We start from the raw sequence: 14,978 nt of genomic DNA, 5'->3' as shown, positions 1-14,978 counted from the left end.
ATGAACGGTAATTATGGAGTAACGCGTGATATTAACGCAAAAATGGTAATGGCGGGTTTTTTACTTTGGAAGTTGCTAGTGGTGGTTGTGGCTTTAGTGATCGCATTTTTAACAATGGGAAAAATTTTTCCAACAAATGGTTGGTGGAAGTATGCACAGATACTATATTTGTTTTTAACGCCAATGTGGGTCGGATACTTATTGCTTCCAGTTTTTAGTGGGAAAACCATTTTATGGGCCTTTTGGTTAGCAATAAGAAGAAAAAGACAGTTCTATCGTAGCTTTCAAAAATAAGGGGTGAAGAAATGAATATTAAGCGAAAAGAGCGTTCGACTAAACAATTTATTGAATGGTTAAGAATAGCACCGTACAAGCGAATATTGAAAAACAAGGGTGAATATATCGAGCTGTCAAAAGATAGAGGATATATGCAAATTTTGGAAATCACGGGTAAAAATCTCAACGGACTTAGCCATGAAGAACAGCAAAGCACATTGCTCAATTACCACACATGGTTGGTACAATTTCAAGCTAGTTTTGAGATATATACGACAAAACTTCCGACTGATACTACGCAACAGATCGCGTACCTTAAATTTTGTTTGGCTAATACTGATCTGTTGCTAAAGAAGATTACGGATCGACGAATAAGGGATCAACTTTTAGATCAGAAACAGATATTGGAACAAAACATTAAGACCGAAGTACAGATCCAAAAAGAAATTTATAACTCAGAATTTTTGCTATTTCTTTTTGGGCAGACGATAAAAGAATTAGATGATATAGTTCAAAAATCTATGAACTACGGCAACCAAGATTTTGTTCCCAAGATGATCACTAGAAAGAAAAAAGAGGAAGTTTTAGAGCAAATCAATAATATGAATGGGAAGGTGTAATAGTGGTTTTATTGTCTAAACGAGAAGTTAAGCAGTATATGAAGCAAGGGTATGACTTAGATTTTTTGAGTCGAGTGCAGCCTAAAGGCAATCTAAATTTCAAACCTGATCTATATTATTACGGTGGTGATGGTTATTATACGATCTTACATGTGTTGGGGTATCCGACAAAAGGTCTAGCTAATTTTTGGTTACGAGACTTGATGCAAGTTAAAGGTGCTAGAGCATTTTTATCAGTCGAGCCAAAAGATAGTGAAAAGATCAAAAAGCAAATCACTAAAGCGATCAATGAAAAACAAACCCGGATCTCTGGTAAAAATAAACAGACGAATAATCAGACAGAATTTGATGAGATCAAAGAATTGAATGAACTTTATCGACAGATTCAGCAGCTAAATATTTCATTGAAAGGTATATACGTCAGATTATTTGTTACAGCAGATACCGAAGAGTTACTACAAAAACGAGTGAAAGAGATCAAAGAGACATGTTCAAGTTATAAAATGTCAGTCTTAGCTGGAGAACTAGACTTTGAATATTTGAGTCCTTTTATTACACCGAAAAAGCAATATGAACTTCCAAATAGTCGAAAATCGACAATCATTAAGACGTATGACCTAGCCGGTGGTTATTTTTACAATCACACTAAATTGGAAGACGATCATGGAACATATTTCGGCTGGACACCAACCAACGGAGCAGTTAATTTCAATTTTCTAGAACGAGACAATAAACGCACAACTTCATTTATGTTGATCTCAGGATCACCTAAGCAAGGGCAGACAACTTTTGCTTTAAAGTTAAATGACGATCTTTACTCAAAAGGAAATTATATTCGAAACTTTGATGTTAACGGTATGTATCGTGAGCAGACTAAGCTACAACATGGTTTGATCTTAGATCTTTCAGGTAGTCAAAATCGAATCAATCCATTTCAAATTTTTCCTACTGTGACCAATGAAGATGGTAGCCAAGTTGATGAGATTCGAAGTTTCCAAGTGCATATCGATAAATTAAAGACAATATTTAAATTGATGTCTAATGCCCTATCTGACGATGATCTAACTTACCTGAATAAAGCATTGATTAATTTTTATATTGAAAAGGGAATATGGTATCGGAATCCAAAGCTACACGAAAATGAATTGCGAGCAACTATGATCAAAAAGGAAGAATATCCAACTCTGTCAGATTTTAACATTTATATGCAGAGCGAGCGTGTTAAATTGGCACGTCAGCAGTCACCTAACTCGTATGAGCAATTAGCGATCTCACGTATTCAATCTGCGATCGATACGATGCAATCATCGTATGCTGGTATTTTTGAAGGGATTACACAATTTCAAAGTATTTCGAACGAGAAGGTCGTGACATTTGATTTTTCGAGTTTGATCGGTGAGCCCGAAGTACTGAATGCACAAATATTTTCAGTTTTGACGCTACTTTCAGCAGATATTACTAATAACGGCAAACGTTGTCGCCAATTTTTAAAACAGAACAACAATTTCAAAGAAACGGATCTGCCACATTACATCGTTAATATTTCAGCAGCACAAAATATTCTTAAACCTAAATATAAGCGATCCGTTGATCTCTTAGCGAGCATCATGGACGGTATGAGTAATTCTTTTGCTGGAATGATACTAAATCTATCAAGTTTAACGGGAATTTTAGGGGAAGCAACAAGTTTAGATAATCCCTATACGATTGCTATCCAGCAAATATTCGGATTGATGCAGTATCGCGTTTTTGCTAGAAGTTCTGAAGGCGATGTTGCACGTCTAGCAAGGGCGCTTGATGGACAGATGACACCTTCAGAGCTTGCGTTACTAAAAACGATGAATGTGGGCCAGTTGTTTATGAATATTGCTGGTGTCGGTAATATATTTTTCGAGCAACAGCTTATGACTCATGAAGTGAAACGCTACGGAGGATTCGAGTGATGTCCAAGAAGTTCAAGATTAAGCGTCCTAGGCGACAGAAACGGCTAAATTTAGTGGCTAAGGCCAAGTCATTTAGGCAAGAGCAACAGCAAAAATACGAGATCGTTAAGAAATATTTTGCATCGGAAACTACCTTAGATAAACAGGAGTTTGCAGAAAAAGAACAAAAATTTTTGATTGAACTACTTAAGTTATTAGCCTATATAGGTGTTATTTTGGCACTTTACTTTTTTCTAGGTAGGTGAGCATGTTTGAAAAATTTAAAGTGGTGGCTAACAGGTTTAGTGACAGCGATCGTAGCAACTGGAGCGATAGTTGGCGTTATGATCTTTCTGCTATTTAGTAGTGTTCTTAATGGTGGTAAAGATTGTGACAGTAGCGATAATCCAAGCTTAGAAGTATCAACAGGGGTATCAGGTAGTTATACCGATAAGAATAGTGCCGAATATAAAAATGGAAAGGCGATATTTGAATTTCTAACTAAGGAAATGGGTTTTTCTGGGGCTGGTGCAGCAGGAGCGATCGGCAATGCAATCGGTGAATCGGGATTGAAATTACATAATCCTAATCCGGGCGGAGGTGTTAATGGTCTATTTCAATGGTCTGGCTGGAGTAATACTATCAACGGTTCACGAATAACTTCTGAGGGATCGATCAAGGCAGGAGATGAGTCGACATTAACGTTAGAAAATGAGCTCAAATTGGTCAAATACGAACTAACTCACGGATATAGCAAAGTAAAGCATTTGGTTGGTAAAGCGACTGATGTTCAAACAGCAACTAAAAATTGGTTTTTGTATTATGAAGGAATGGTTGGTAATGAAGACCAGTTCGGAAATTTACGTGAGACAGGTGCTCAATGGGCCTACAAAGAGTTTGGTGGTAGCGCGATCACTGCAAACGATAGTATATTAAATAATTCGATCGAAACGACAGATGCAAGTCAACGTGCACAAAATGATGCCGATTATGCCCAATGTGGCAATGGTAATGATATTGAAGTGTCAGGAGAGTGGTGTTGGCCTTTTGCGGGTGTTCCTAAGGAAGGTCCAAAATTAGTAGGTGAACAAAATTATGGTAAATCTGATAGTCGAACAAATGGGTATCATGACGGTATCGATTTTGGCGATGCTTTGTACAGTGGAGATGTACGTGCGATCCATAGTGGAAAAATTGTAAAAATTATGAGACCAAGTGATTCGGGTCTAGGATTTTATCTTATTTGGGAAATAACAGACGATGGATACGGGATCGCATATCAAGAGTTTGCAAGTGATATGAGCGATATTAGTGTTAAAGAAGGGGACATCGTCAATGCTGGTGATAAGCTCGGAGTCTCAAGAAAAGGTGATACGGGTATAAACGATACTCACTTACATTTAGGAATAACTAAAGAAAAAAATCTACAGAAAGCTTTGAGTAAGGCTTTTGTAGATGATGGGACTTGGCTAGATCCAGTCCAAGTTATTAAGAAAGGAATGGAAAATAATGCAGACAAATGAGAAGAAACAGCGGATGATTTTAAGTAGTTTAGCCATCGTTAGCTGTATTTTCACATTATCATTATTACCAAATAATAATAATTTAAAAATAGCCAAGGAACAGTTGGCTGCTAATGAGAAAGCACTAAAGCAACGGGAAAATAAGCGAAAAGCGTCAATGAATGTGGATTTGGATTATATGGAATCAGCTGCACAACAACGTCTGAAATATGTATTTGAGCTAGTTTATGGTGGTATACAAACCAAAAATGATCTTGAAAAAAATAAAGCAATGATCAAAAAAGTGTTGGGATCAAAACTAGCGAATAGAGTTTTTGAGGACACGCACTACGGCGATAAATTTTTTGTAAAGAAAAATATAAATACACAAGTTAGCTTTCAAGCAAGCGAGAAAAAGGACAGCGAAGTTTTAGTGACGGTGACTTATCAATTTGAGTCGCAAAAAGAATATATCAAGCTTTTCAAACTGAACTATAACTTAGAGAGGCAACAGGTAAATTCTTATATGATAACTTCTTTACGTGGAGGTTCTAGCAATGAAGCTTAATAAGATAAATATATTGCTTGGCGTGATTATTATATTAAATTTAGGTCTAGCGACGACTTTTTATTTTGTTCAACAACATATTGATGCTCAAACCGCTGATTGTCAAAGAAAAACAAAAGTCATTCAGAGAAATAGAAGCAAGAGACAGAATGTTATGCTGAATAATATTGAGCCAAAAAACCTTGAACGATATCGAAATGAAGTAAATGCTGAAGCTTATGCTAGAAAATTGTATCAAATACTCTTTAACTTTGATAACTCAAAAGAATATAATTCTAGATCACGTAAAGCTAAAGAGATAGTTAGCAGTAACGTTTTTGAAGATAAGAAATTATTTGGCACAGATAAAGATAGCTCTGGTGGCAGTTATGTAGATAGCCTGCAACTAAGATCACGATTGTATGACATTGAATCATATATTGGCATTAAAGAAAAAAGTGGGGTTATTAAAGTGACCTCTATTATTACACAAGCGGCTTCTAGATCAGGGGTATCTGAAGGCAAGCAAAGATTTGTGTACCAGTCAATTTTTGATCCAAGAAAAAAAGTCTTTACGGAAGTTTCAAAAGTGGGTATGGTAGATGAGACAGTAGAATAAAGGGGAATAATGTTATATGGGTGGACTTGAAAAAGAAATAGCTGAATTGATAGCAAACAACAGCAGTAATATAGCTTTTGAACGAGCTGTATATCAATTGATGAACATAGAATTTTCTAAAATCTTAGGTAGAGTTTTAGAAGACATTGATTATAGGTTGGTATCTAAGATGCGATCAGAAGGATACTCAATAGCTAGAAAAGATAGGCGCAGTGTTCAATTTTTGTTTGGAGACGTTACTTTTGAACGGCGATTGTGGCAGAAAGGAAAACTTTATCGTTATCCATTAGATGATCTATTGGGTATCTCACCACGATTGAGATATAGTCCACTGGTACAAGCAAAGATTGCGGATCTAACAACAAAAATAGAATTTCGTAAAGTCTCTGAAGCAGTCAATAGTTTGTCTGCTTTAAATATATCTGCGTCAGGAGTACATGCGATTACTCAACGAATAGCAGAGCAAACAACAGAGTATCAGAAGAATGAGGAAGAATTATTGTGTCCGGACAAAAGACGAATACCAGTACTTTATTTGGAAGGTGACGCTTTGCTGATAAAGTCCCAATCTAAAGGTTTGATAAATGTTCATCGTTTCCAAGTTCACGAGGGTGTTGAAAAAAATGGTAAGCGTAGTAAGTGTGTTAATGTGCATCAATTTTCAGGAGCATCACGAAAACGTTGTTACGATGATATGTTGAATTATCTTCAGAAACACTATGATTTAAGAGATACTTTGATATTATCCAATAGCGATGGTGGATCAGGATATGAGCCATCAGTATTTTATGAATTGGCTTTAGGGAGTAAGCAACATGAGCATTTTTTAGACCGTTATCATCTTAATCGTAAAATCAAAGAACGTATGTATTTTTGTCAGGAGTTGATAGAACCAATGAATAAAGCAATTAAGGAGTATTCAAAGGATAAGGTGATCAGTGTTTTGGATACAATGGAGTCATTGGCAGCCATTCAAGAAGATAGTCAGAAAGCTAAGCATTATACGCGATTATTGAGCAAATATTTAGAACGAAATTGGCCCTATATAAATCCTTTTTATAATAGAAATATTAATGTACCTAAAATAGGACTGGGTGTATGTGAGAGTAAGCACCGACCATATTCGTATCGTATGAAGCATCAGGGAAGAAGTTGGTGTAAGAACGGCGCGCATAATATGATCAAATTGATTACGCACAAACAAAATGGGGAATATTGGAAAGCTATAGAAATTGGCGTGAAAGGAGAAGAATTGGAAAGACATGATCAGGTATTGGACATAGACAAGATACTTAGTGACCCTCATTTAGAGCACGAAGGTGTACGACATGGAGCTATTCCAAATAATGGCGGATCCAGTACAGCAATGGGGATAATTAAACGCAGGTATTCTATTTAAAAATTATTTGAAAAACTTCATGCTAAATTTCCACCTGTATACATCAAAATATATTTATTAAATAAGTGGGATAAAAAATGATTGAATACAGAGTAAAAAAATCGTAAAATAGTTGTAAAATAAAGTACGGAAACGCTCGTAGTGTGGGCTATGAGTGGGCTTTTGGTAAATCTTATATATAGGTTAGATAAAGATTATTTTAAAATGGGCTAAATTTTGGAAACCGAGGATTAGCGAACGCATACAGTATCTAAAACTAACTTGACAAAGAGCGCTTTTTTGCTTATACTTTGCCTTGACTCAGGACATATCAAATGGTCACTTTGTTTCAGCGAGAGTTCGGGTGGTGTGAGAACTTGCAAAGCTCATTTGATGCTCCCTGAATATGATCAACATGAAAATAACGTGCCCACGTATTTGGGCAACTAAGAGGTTACGATGAACATCGTTGCAAGCAAGGTGGTACCGCGCATCAGCGTCCTTGCTAGCAGCGGTGCTTTTTTATTCTCTTAGGTCAAGAAAGGAAAGAGATATGAAAGAACTATCCAGTGCACAGATCAGACAAATGTATTTAGATTTCTTTGAAAAAAAGGGGCATGATGTTTTAAAAAGTGCTCCCCTAGTCCCACATGATGATCCAACGTTGCTTTGGATCAACTCTGGGGTCGCTACGATGAAGAAATATTTTGATGGCTCAGTCGTTCCTAAGAACCATCGGTTGACGAGCTCACAAAAATCGATCCGCACGAATGATATTGAAAATGTTGGACGGACAGCGCGCCACCATACGCTTTTTGAAATGCTCGGCAATTTCTCAGTTGGCGATTATTTCAAAGAAGAAGCGATCGCTTGGGCCTGGGAACTTTTGACAAGTAAAGAATGGTTTGCCCTTGATCCAGAAAAACTTTACATCACAGTTTATCCAAAAGATACAGATGCCCACCGCATCTGGCGCGAAGTTGGGGTCAAAGAAGACCATATCTACGAAGCTGAAGATAACTTCTGGGATATTGGTGAAGGTCCTTCTGGTCCAGACTCTGAGATCTTCTATGATCGTGGTCAAGCGATGAACAATGTGGCAGAAGACGATCCTGAAAACTATCCTGGTGGCGAAAACGAACGTTACCTTGAGATCTGGAATATCGTGTTCTCACAATTCAACCATAAGCCTGATGGAACTTACGAAGAATTGCCACATAAAAACATTGATACGGGCATGGGCTTAGAACGTGTCGTTTCTGTTTTCCAAAATGCACGGACAAACTTTGAAACAGATCTCTTTTTACCGATCATCGAAGCAACTGCGAAGTTGAGTGGTAAGTATCAATACGGTGATGACCCTGAAAAAGATATCTCCTTTAAAGTTATTGCTGATCATGCGCGGGCTGTGACTTTTGCGATCGGCGATGGTGCTTTACCTTCAAATGAAGGACGCGGTTACGTTATTCGCCGTTTGATCCGGCGGGCTGTGATGCACGGACAAAAACTCGGGATCGAGCAAGCTTTCTTGTACAAATTGGTCCCAGTTGTCGGTAAGATCATGGAATCAGCCTATCCAGAAGTTTTAGAACAAGCCGACTACATCGAAAAAGTGATCCATATGGAAGAAGATCGTTTCAACGAAACATTAAAAGATGGAGTCTCCTTGTTAGATGAGTTGATCGCTAAAACAAAAGCTTCTGGCGAAGATAAGCTTCCAGGCGCAGGTGTCTTCAAGCTTTACGATACGTATGGTTTCCCATACGAATTGACGTTAGAATACGCTAGCGATAACGGCCTTTCCGTTGACAAAGCTGGTTTTGATGAAGAAATGAAAAAGCAACGGGAACGAGCACGAAATGCACGTTCCAATGCTAAATCAATGGGTGTGCAAAGTGGGCTTTTGACAGACATCAAGACACCAAGTGAATACGTTGGTTATGATGAGCTTGAAACGATCGGTGTTCTAAAAGATATCATCAAAGATGAAGCGTTAGTCGCTCATGCAGTTAAAGGTGACGAAGTCCAAGTGATTTTTGATAAGACACCATTTTACGCTGAAATGGGGGGCCAAGTTGCTGATAAAGGTTTGATCAAAGATCTTGCAGGACAAACAGTAGCCGAAGTAAAAGATGTGCAACATGCGCCAAATGGTCAAAACATGCACACGCTCAAATTATTGCAAGATATTCAAAAAGACGAAAGCTATCGCTTAGAAGTCGATCAGACTTTCCATGCTAAAGTCAAAAAGAACCATACAGCAACTCACTTATTGGACCAAGCTTTACGTGATGTTTTAGGTGAACATACGCATCAAGCTGGTTCGTTAGTAGAACCGACTTATTTGCGCTTTGACTTTACTAACTTAGGTTCAGTTACGCCAGAACAACTTAAACAAGTTGAAGATATCGTAAATGATAAAATCTGGCAAAACTTGCCAGTGCAAACAGTTGTGACTGATCTGGAAAATGCAAAGAAGATGGGAGCGATCGCACTCTTTAGCGAAAAATATGGTGAAACAGTGCGAGTCGTTAAAGCTGGCGACTACTCAATGGAATTTTGTGGGGGCAACCACGTTGATAACACTAATGAATTAGGGCTTTTCAAGATCGTCTCTGAATCAGGTGTCGGAGCTGGCGTGCGTCGGATCGAAGCGGTAACTTCTAAAGAAGCCTTTGAATTTTTAGAACAAAGAAATGACCTCTTACAAGAAGCCGCTGCTGAGATGAAAGTAGTCCAATTAAAAGAAGTGCCACGGAAAGTCGAAGCAATGCAAGCCCAGATCAAAGAATTAGAACAGCAAAAAGAAGCTCTAGAAGCTAAATTTGCAAGCCAACAAGCTAAAGATGTCTTCAAAGATGTCAAAGAAGTCAACGGTCATACTTTGATCGCAGCTCAAGTCAAAGTTTCTGGGATGGATCAATTGCGGCAATTAGCTGATCAATGGAAAGAACAACAACTCTCTGACGTATTAGTGTTAGCAACTGCTCCAACCAAAGATAAAGTTAACTTGATCGCTGCTGTTTCAGATGCAAAGATCAAAGCTGGCTTAAAGGCTGGGGATCTGATCAAAGAGATTGCTCCACTTGTTGGTGGTGGCGGTGGTGGCCGACCAAACTTAGCGCAAGCTGGGGGTAAAGAGCCAGCCGGGATCCAAGCTGCTTTAGAAAAAGCAAGTGCTTGGCTAGAAACAAAATAAATCAAGCTAGATGATTGTAGTTGACGGCGTTGTTTAGTAAAATAGGTGTAATAAAGTAGCTCACGGAGGTGTTTTGGGATGAGTTCGTTAGATAAGACGATGTATTTTAACTTTGATGATGGTAAGAAAAAGGATGTACGCGAAACTTTGAAGACAGTTTATGCTGCATTGGAAGAAAAAGGGTATAATCCGATCAATCAGATCGTAGGTTATCTTTTGTCTGGAGATCCGGCTTATATCCCACGCCTAAATGATGCACGTAATTTGATCAGAAGACATGAGCGCGACGAGATCATCGAAGAGTTAGTTCGCTCATATCTTGATAAGCAGTGATCTATAAGTAATAGTGGTCATTGAGTGAAAAAGAAAGGAAACCTGATCGGTCGATCTGATCAGTAGGTACGCACGTGGCACGATTGATGGGATTAGATGTCGGTTCAAGAACGGTCGGGATCGCAGTTAGTGATGAATTGGGCTGGACAGCTCAAGGAGTCGAGATCATAAGGATCAACGAAGACGAAGGTCGTTTTGGGATCGAGCGAGTTAAAGAACTCGTAGAGAAATATGATGTGGTAGGTTTTGTGCTTGGTCTGCCTAAAAACATGAACAATACGTTAGGACCTCGCGCTGAAGCTTCACAGCGTTATGGCGAGCTTTTAGTTGAAACGTTTGGTCTGCCGATCGATTTTTGTGATGAACGTTTGACGACTGTTGAAGCTGAACGGATGTTAGTTGAACAAGCAGATACTTCCCGCAAGAAGCGCAAACAAGTTATCGATAAGCTTGCCGCTAGCTTGATCTTACAAAATTACCTAGATGGTAAAGGTAAATTATTAGCTCAATTATAGAAAAGAGGAATACAAATGAGTGCACAAGATGAAAACTTGATCACTTTAGTCGATCAAGATGGAAATGAAACATTATATGAAGTTTTATTCACATTTGAATCAGAAGATTATGGTAAATCTTATATCTTGTTGATCCCAGCTGGTTCAGAACCAGAAGAACAAGTTGATGTCTTAGCCTTTTCATTTGATCCAAATGAAGATGGTGAAGCCAAAGATGCCGAACTATTCGATATCGAAAGTGATGAAGAATGGGATATGGTCGAAGGTGTTTTAGATACTTTCTTAAACGATGAAAATCTAAACAGTTAAAAACGATCAGATAATGTAGAAAGGGGCTGGCAATTGACCAGCTCCTTTTTTAAAGATGATCAAGGTTTTAAGGTGATATTTTAGCTTGATTTTGAGATGTGCTAAAATGAAGAAAAGATCATCATTTAATTTAAGTTGAAATTTAGGAATAGCGATTTTGACATCGTAAATAAAGAGATCGAGAGAAAGGAAAAGCTATATCTCACATATTTGATATAGCGGTAAGGAAAATGTCTGAAGAAAAACGACGTTATAAGATCAAGATCGCCGGTAAAGTGTATACGATCATCGGAAAAGCACAGCCAGAGCATATGGAAGCTGTTGCTAAGATCGTTGATCAACAATTAAGTGAAGTAAAAGAGTTGATGCCGTCTTTGAGTTCGGAGCAAGCAGCGATCTTGCTTGCGATCAATGCGGTCTCAGATCAACTTTATAAGCAAAAAGAATTAACAAAATTACTTGAAAAAGAAAATAAGGATGACCAATGATTCTAACTTTAATAATAATTTTATTGTTATTTGTGGCGTTTAAACATGGTGCTACCCGAGGATTTTTAGCAGTCTCAGTAAAATTGATCGGTTTTATAGCGCTCATGGTGCTCAGCCTATGGTTTGCACCAAGTGTGGGCCAGAGCTTAGCTGATCTTTTTAGGAGTTTAGGAGTTCAATTGATCTTCTATCAGATCTTAGCCTTTTGGTTGATCATGCTTGTTGGTGGTATCTTATTGCGTTTTGTGACGGTGACGCTCAAAAAAACAACGCGGCGTTTACCAGTTATTTCACATGTCGATCGTTTATTGGGGGGGATCGTTTCTTTTTTGATGATGTATGGTGTGTTGTTTTTTGGTCTATTGTTAGGAAGTGTTTGGCCGACACCAACGCCTAAAGAAGTAATCTTAGATTCGAGCGGGGCACAATTTATTTTGAAAAAGACACCGATCATCTCACAAGAGATCTATAGCCATTGGTTAGAACAGCCAGAACTGACAGTACTTTAAAATAGGGGGTAATTTTTTGAATAAAAAAAGTTTGTATGTTCTTGAGTATGATAAGATCATGCAACGGTTAGCTGAGTATACTGTGACTGAGATGGGTCATGCTTTAGTCAAAAAACTCAAACCTCGAACAGAATTTATACAGATCCAGACAGAATTAGACAAGACAAAGGATGGGGCAGATATTTTACGCCTCAAAGGCGGGATCCCTGTTCCTAATATCGTTTCAGTTGCGCCCCATTTGAAACGCTTGGCGATCGGAGCGACTTTGAACGGTAAAGAATTAGCGCAGATCGGAAAAGTTTTACGTTTTGCTAACGAGAGCCAACGTTTTTTTAGAGCGCTAGCAGATGAACATGTTGAACTAAACTACCTTTATGGCTTAAATGATGAGTTAGCCACTTTACCTGAGCTTGATCGGCGTTTACGGATCTCACTTGAAAGTGATGGATATGTGACTGACGATGCTTCGCGTTTATTGCGTTCGTTACGGCGTCAGATCGCCAACACTGAAAGTGCGATCCGCGAAAAATTAAACGAACTGACGCGTGGTTCGGCCGCTAAATATTTGAGTGGAACAAATGTAACGATCCGAAATGATCGCTATGTGATCCCGGTGCGTGCAGAGCACCGAGCTAAGTTTGGCGGTATCGTGCATGATCAAAGTTCTTCAGGACAAACGTATTTTGTTGAACCACGTGTAGTCGTTGAGTTAAATGATCGCTTGCGGCAAGAGATCGTCGCTCAAAACGAAGAGATCAGACGGATCTTGCGCGAATTATCTGAATTAGTCGCACCATATACGGCTGAGATCGAACAAAATGCCAAGATCATCGGTGAATTTGATCTGATCAATGCTAAAGCTAAATATGCTAAAGAGCTTAAAGCGACTGAGCCCAAATTATCACGTGAAAATGATATTTATTTACGCCAAGTTTGGCATCCGCTTTTAGAGCCTAAAAAAGCCGTCAAAAATGATCTGATCTTAGGCAAAGATTATCAAGCTATGGTGATCACTGGCCCAAATACCGGTGGGAAAACGATCACTTTAAAAACGCTAGGGCTGATCCAAATGATGGGACAAGCTGGACTATTTATTCCAGCTTTTGAAAATAGTCGGATCGGGATCTTTAAAGAGATCTTTGCCGATATTGGTGATGAACAATCGATCGAACAAAATTTGAGTACTTTTTCATCGCATATGACAAATATCGTCAAGATCTTACGTCAAGTCGATAAACGGTCTCTTGTTTTATTTGACGAACTTGGTGCAGGAACAGACCCTCAAGAAGGGGCAGCGCTTGCGATCGCGATCTTAGATGAACTTGGAAGTAAAGGGGCGTATGTTTTAGCGACGACCCACTATCCAGAATTAAAAACATACGGTTTTGAACGGCCTCAAACGATCAACGCTTCAATGGAATTCAATGAAGAAACGTTACGCCCAACGTATCGTTTACTGATCGGGATCCCTGGACAAAGTAATGCGTTCAACATTTCAGCGCGTTTAGGTCTAGAGGCGCATATCATTACGGCTGCTCGTGATCTGACAGCTAAAGATAGTCAAGATCTAAACGAAATGATCGCTGATCTAGTGAAGAAAAGACGGCAAGCAGAAGAAGATGCGATCGAACTTGAACATGATCTGACTGAAGCAAGAAAAGTGCACACTGAGTTGACGACCATGTATGAACGCTTTAGCGCTGAAAGAGAGCGACTGCTCGAAGATGCTAAAAAACAAGCCAATGAACTTGTGACACAGGCGCAAAGTAAGGCAGATGAGATTATCAAAGATTTACGTGAGTTGCAGTCTAAAGCTGTATCAGATGTTAAAGAAAATCAGTTGATCGATGCTAAAGCTAAATTAAATGCCCTTGAACAACCACAAGCGCTCCAAAAAAATCGGATCTTACGTAAAGCTAAAAAAGAACAAACATTGCAACCAAATGATGACGTGATGGTAACTTCTTATGGGCAACGTGGAGTTTTATTGAAGAAAGTCGACGCCCATACGTGGGAAGTTCAACTAGGGATCTTAAAGATGAAGCTTGATGAATCTGAGCTAGAAAAGATCAAAGTTGCGCCTAAGAAAGCTAAACGCGCTGGGACGGTCTTACGCTCGGCTTCAAAGAGTCATGTTTCACCACGGCTAGATCTACGTGGTAAACGCTATGAAGAAGCGTTGACAGAAGTTGATCGCTATATCGATGCGGCGATCTTAGCAGGTTACCCATCAGTTACGATCGTGCATGGTAAAGGGACGGGTGCTTTACGTCAAGGGATCACGCAATATTTAAATACTAATCGAGCAGTCAAACGATTCAATTTTGCAGCGCCTAATAATGGAGGCGACGGTGCGACAGTTGTTTACTTTAAGTGAGCAAACAAATAAGTTGCAATTTTAAATATATGTGGTATTATACTTACGAAAAGAAAGTGAAGGTGGATATTATGGTTAAAGAATGGACAGATAGTGATTACAAAGCAGAAACAGCACAAGGTTTGACGTTGACGGATTTTTGGGCTACTTGGTGTGGTCCTTGTCGGATGCAAGCACCTGTGATCGAGCAATTAGCTGATGAGTTAGGTGATAAAGTTACGATCGGTAAAGTAGATGTTGATAAAAACCAAGCAACAGCAGCAGCCTATGGAGTAATGAGCATTCCAACGATGGTCATTCAAAAAGATGGTAAAGTGGTCGATACTTTGATCGGTTACCATGATAAGAATGCGCTAAAGAGCAAACTGGAACAATATCTCTAAG

16 protein-coding genes are annotated in these 14,978 nt (G+C 38.8%); all 16 read left to right on the top strand.

The window, feature by feature from the left end:
* The 16 genes from QFX10_RS00080 (at position 1) to trxA (ending at position 14,977) form a co-directional block, all read left to right on the top strand.
* Entirely contained in the window at positions 1-294 is a 294-nt protein-coding gene (locus tag QFX10_RS00080) for a DUF5592 family protein (RefSeq protein WP_280606259.1), read from the top strand.
* An 11-nt stretch (positions 295-305) separates the two neighbouring features.
* On the top strand, positions 306-896 hold the full coding sequence (locus QFX10_RS00075) for a TraC-like domain-containing protein (RefSeq protein WP_280606258.1): 591 nt from the start codon (positions 306-308) through the stop codon (positions 894-896).
* A 38-nt stretch (positions 897-934) separates the two neighbouring features.
* Positions 935-2,839 carry a putative type IV secretion/conjugal transfer ATPase gene (locus QFX10_RS00070; RefSeq protein ID WP_369943206.1) on the top strand — a complete coding sequence of 635 codons (1,905 nt, stop codon included), beginning with the start codon at positions 935-937 and terminating at the stop codon, positions 2,837-2,839.
* Positions 2,839-3,084, top strand: coding sequence for a hypothetical protein (locus QFX10_RS00065; protein WP_280606256.1), 246 nt, complete (start codon positions 2,839-2,841; stop codon positions 3,082-3,084). The genes QFX10_RS00070 and QFX10_RS00065 overlap by 1 nt, the downstream gene beginning before the upstream one ends.
* A 6-nt stretch (positions 3,085-3,090) precedes the next feature.
* Positions 3,091-4,341: a phage tail tip lysozyme gene (locus QFX10_RS00060; protein WP_280606255.1), complete on the top strand. Its 1,251-nt coding sequence runs from the start codon at positions 3,091-3,093 to the stop codon at positions 4,339-4,341.
* Positions 4,328-4,888 carry a hypothetical protein gene (locus tag QFX10_RS00055; protein WP_280606254.1) on the top strand — a complete coding sequence of 187 codons (561 nt, stop codon included), beginning with the start codon at positions 4,328-4,330 and terminating at the stop codon, positions 4,886-4,888. The genes QFX10_RS00060 and QFX10_RS00055 overlap by 14 nt, the downstream gene beginning before the upstream one ends.
* Positions 4,878-5,486: a hypothetical protein gene (locus tag QFX10_RS00050; protein WP_280606253.1), complete on the top strand. Its 609-nt coding sequence runs from the start codon at positions 4,878-4,880 to the stop codon at positions 5,484-5,486. Before QFX10_RS00055 ends, QFX10_RS00050 begins: the two co-directional genes overlap by 11 nt.
* Positions 5,487-5,502: 16 nt before the next feature.
* Positions 5,503-6,885, top strand: a complete 1,383-nt coding sequence (locus QFX10_RS00045) for an ISLre2 family transposase (protein ID WP_280606252.1) — start codon at positions 5,503-5,505, stop codon at positions 6,883-6,885.
* 532 nt (positions 6,886-7,417) lie between these two features.
* Positions 7,418-10,063 (top strand): alanine--tRNA ligase, encoded by a 2,646-nt coding sequence (gene alaS, locus QFX10_RS00040; protein ID WP_280606251.1) that lies wholly within the window; start codon positions 7,418-7,420, stop codon positions 10,061-10,063.
* 78 nt (positions 10,064-10,141) lie between these two features.
* Positions 10,142-10,396 carry an IreB family regulatory phosphoprotein gene (locus tag QFX10_RS00035; protein WP_280606250.1) on the top strand — a complete coding sequence of 85 codons (255 nt, stop codon included), beginning with the start codon at positions 10,142-10,144 and terminating at the stop codon, positions 10,394-10,396.
* A 74-nt stretch (positions 10,397-10,470) separates the two neighbouring features.
* Positions 10,471-10,911, top strand: a complete 441-nt coding sequence (gene ruvX, locus QFX10_RS00030) for a Holliday junction resolvase RuvX (protein WP_302473222.1) — start codon at positions 10,471-10,473, stop codon at positions 10,909-10,911.
* Between the two features lie 15 nt (positions 10,912-10,926).
* Entirely contained in the window at positions 10,927-11,220 is a 294-nt protein-coding gene (locus tag QFX10_RS00025; RefSeq protein WP_280606249.1) for a DUF1292 domain-containing protein, read from the top strand.
* Between the two features lie 230 nt (positions 11,221-11,450).
* Positions 11,451-11,708, top strand: a complete 258-nt coding sequence (locus QFX10_RS00020; protein WP_280606248.1) for a cell division protein ZapA — start codon at positions 11,451-11,453, stop codon at positions 11,706-11,708.
* Positions 11,705-12,217 (top strand): CvpA family protein, encoded by a 513-nt coding sequence (locus QFX10_RS00015; protein WP_280606247.1) that lies wholly within the window; start codon positions 11,705-11,707, stop codon positions 12,215-12,217. The genes QFX10_RS00020 and QFX10_RS00015 overlap by 4 nt, the downstream gene beginning before the upstream one ends.
* 16 nt (positions 12,218-12,233) lie before the next feature.
* The gene (locus tag QFX10_RS00010; RefSeq protein ID WP_280606246.1) at positions 12,234-14,594 is read left to right on the top strand and encodes an endonuclease MutS2; all 2,361 of its coding nucleotides are present in this window, start codon (positions 12,234-12,236) and stop codon (positions 14,592-14,594) included.
* Between the two features lie 71 nt (positions 14,595-14,665).
* The gene (gene trxA, locus QFX10_RS00005) at positions 14,666-14,977 is read left to right on the top strand and encodes a thioredoxin (RefSeq protein WP_280606245.1); all 312 of its coding nucleotides are present in this window, start codon (positions 14,666-14,668) and stop codon (positions 14,975-14,977) included.
* Position 14,978: the final 1 nt, after the last annotated feature.

Origin of the sequence: Ligilactobacillus faecis (assembly GCF_029889745.1) — a bacterium.
GTDB classification, from domain to species: Bacteria; Bacillota; Bacilli; order Lactobacillales; family Lactobacillaceae; genus Ligilactobacillus; species Ligilactobacillus faecis.
This window is presented reverse-complemented; position numbering and strand designations above follow the sequence as displayed.

Bases quoted from the DNA above. Each gene is read 5' to 3' on its own strand.
- QFX10_RS00065 (WP_280606256.1), top strand. From the start codon at position 2,839: ATGTCCAAGAAGTTCAAGATTAAGCGTCCTAGGCGACAGAAACGGCTA.
- QFX10_RS00015 (WP_280606247.1), top strand. From the start codon at position 11,705: ATGATTCTAACTTTAATAATAATTTTATTGTTATTTGTGGCGTTTAAA.
- QFX10_RS00045 (WP_280606252.1), top strand. From the start codon at position 5,503: ATGGGTGGACTTGAAAAAGAAATAGCTGAATTGATAGCAAACAACAGC.
- QFX10_RS00020 (WP_280606248.1), top strand. From the start codon at position 11,451: ATGTCTGAAGAAAAACGACGTTATAAGATCAAGATCGCCGGTAAAGTG.
- QFX10_RS00075 (WP_280606258.1), top strand. From the start codon at position 306: ATGAATATTAAGCGAAAAGAGCGTTCGACTAAACAATTTATTGAATGG.
- alaS (WP_280606251.1), top strand. From the start codon at position 7,418: ATGAAAGAACTATCCAGTGCACAGATCAGACAAATGTATTTAGATTTC.
- QFX10_RS00025 (WP_280606249.1), top strand. From the start codon at position 10,927: ATGAGTGCACAAGATGAAAACTTGATCACTTTAGTCGATCAAGATGGA.
- QFX10_RS00050 (WP_280606253.1), top strand. From the start codon at position 4,878: ATGAAGCTTAATAAGATAAATATATTGCTTGGCGTGATTATTATATTA.
- QFX10_RS00055 (WP_280606254.1), top strand. From the start codon at position 4,328: ATGCAGACAAATGAGAAGAAACAGCGGATGATTTTAAGTAGTTTAGCC.
- trxA (WP_280606245.1), top strand. From the start codon at position 14,666: ATGGTTAAAGAATGGACAGATAGTGATTACAAAGCAGAAACAGCACAA.
- QFX10_RS00035 (WP_280606250.1), top strand. From the start codon at position 10,142: ATGAGTTCGTTAGATAAGACGATGTATTTTAACTTTGATGATGGTAAG.
- QFX10_RS00080 (WP_280606259.1), top strand. From the start codon at position 1: ATGAACGGTAATTATGGAGTAACGCGTGATATTAACGCAAAAATGGTA.
- QFX10_RS00070 (WP_369943206.1), top strand. From the start codon at position 935: ATGAAGCAAGGGTATGACTTAGATTTTTTGAGTCGAGTGCAGCCTAAA.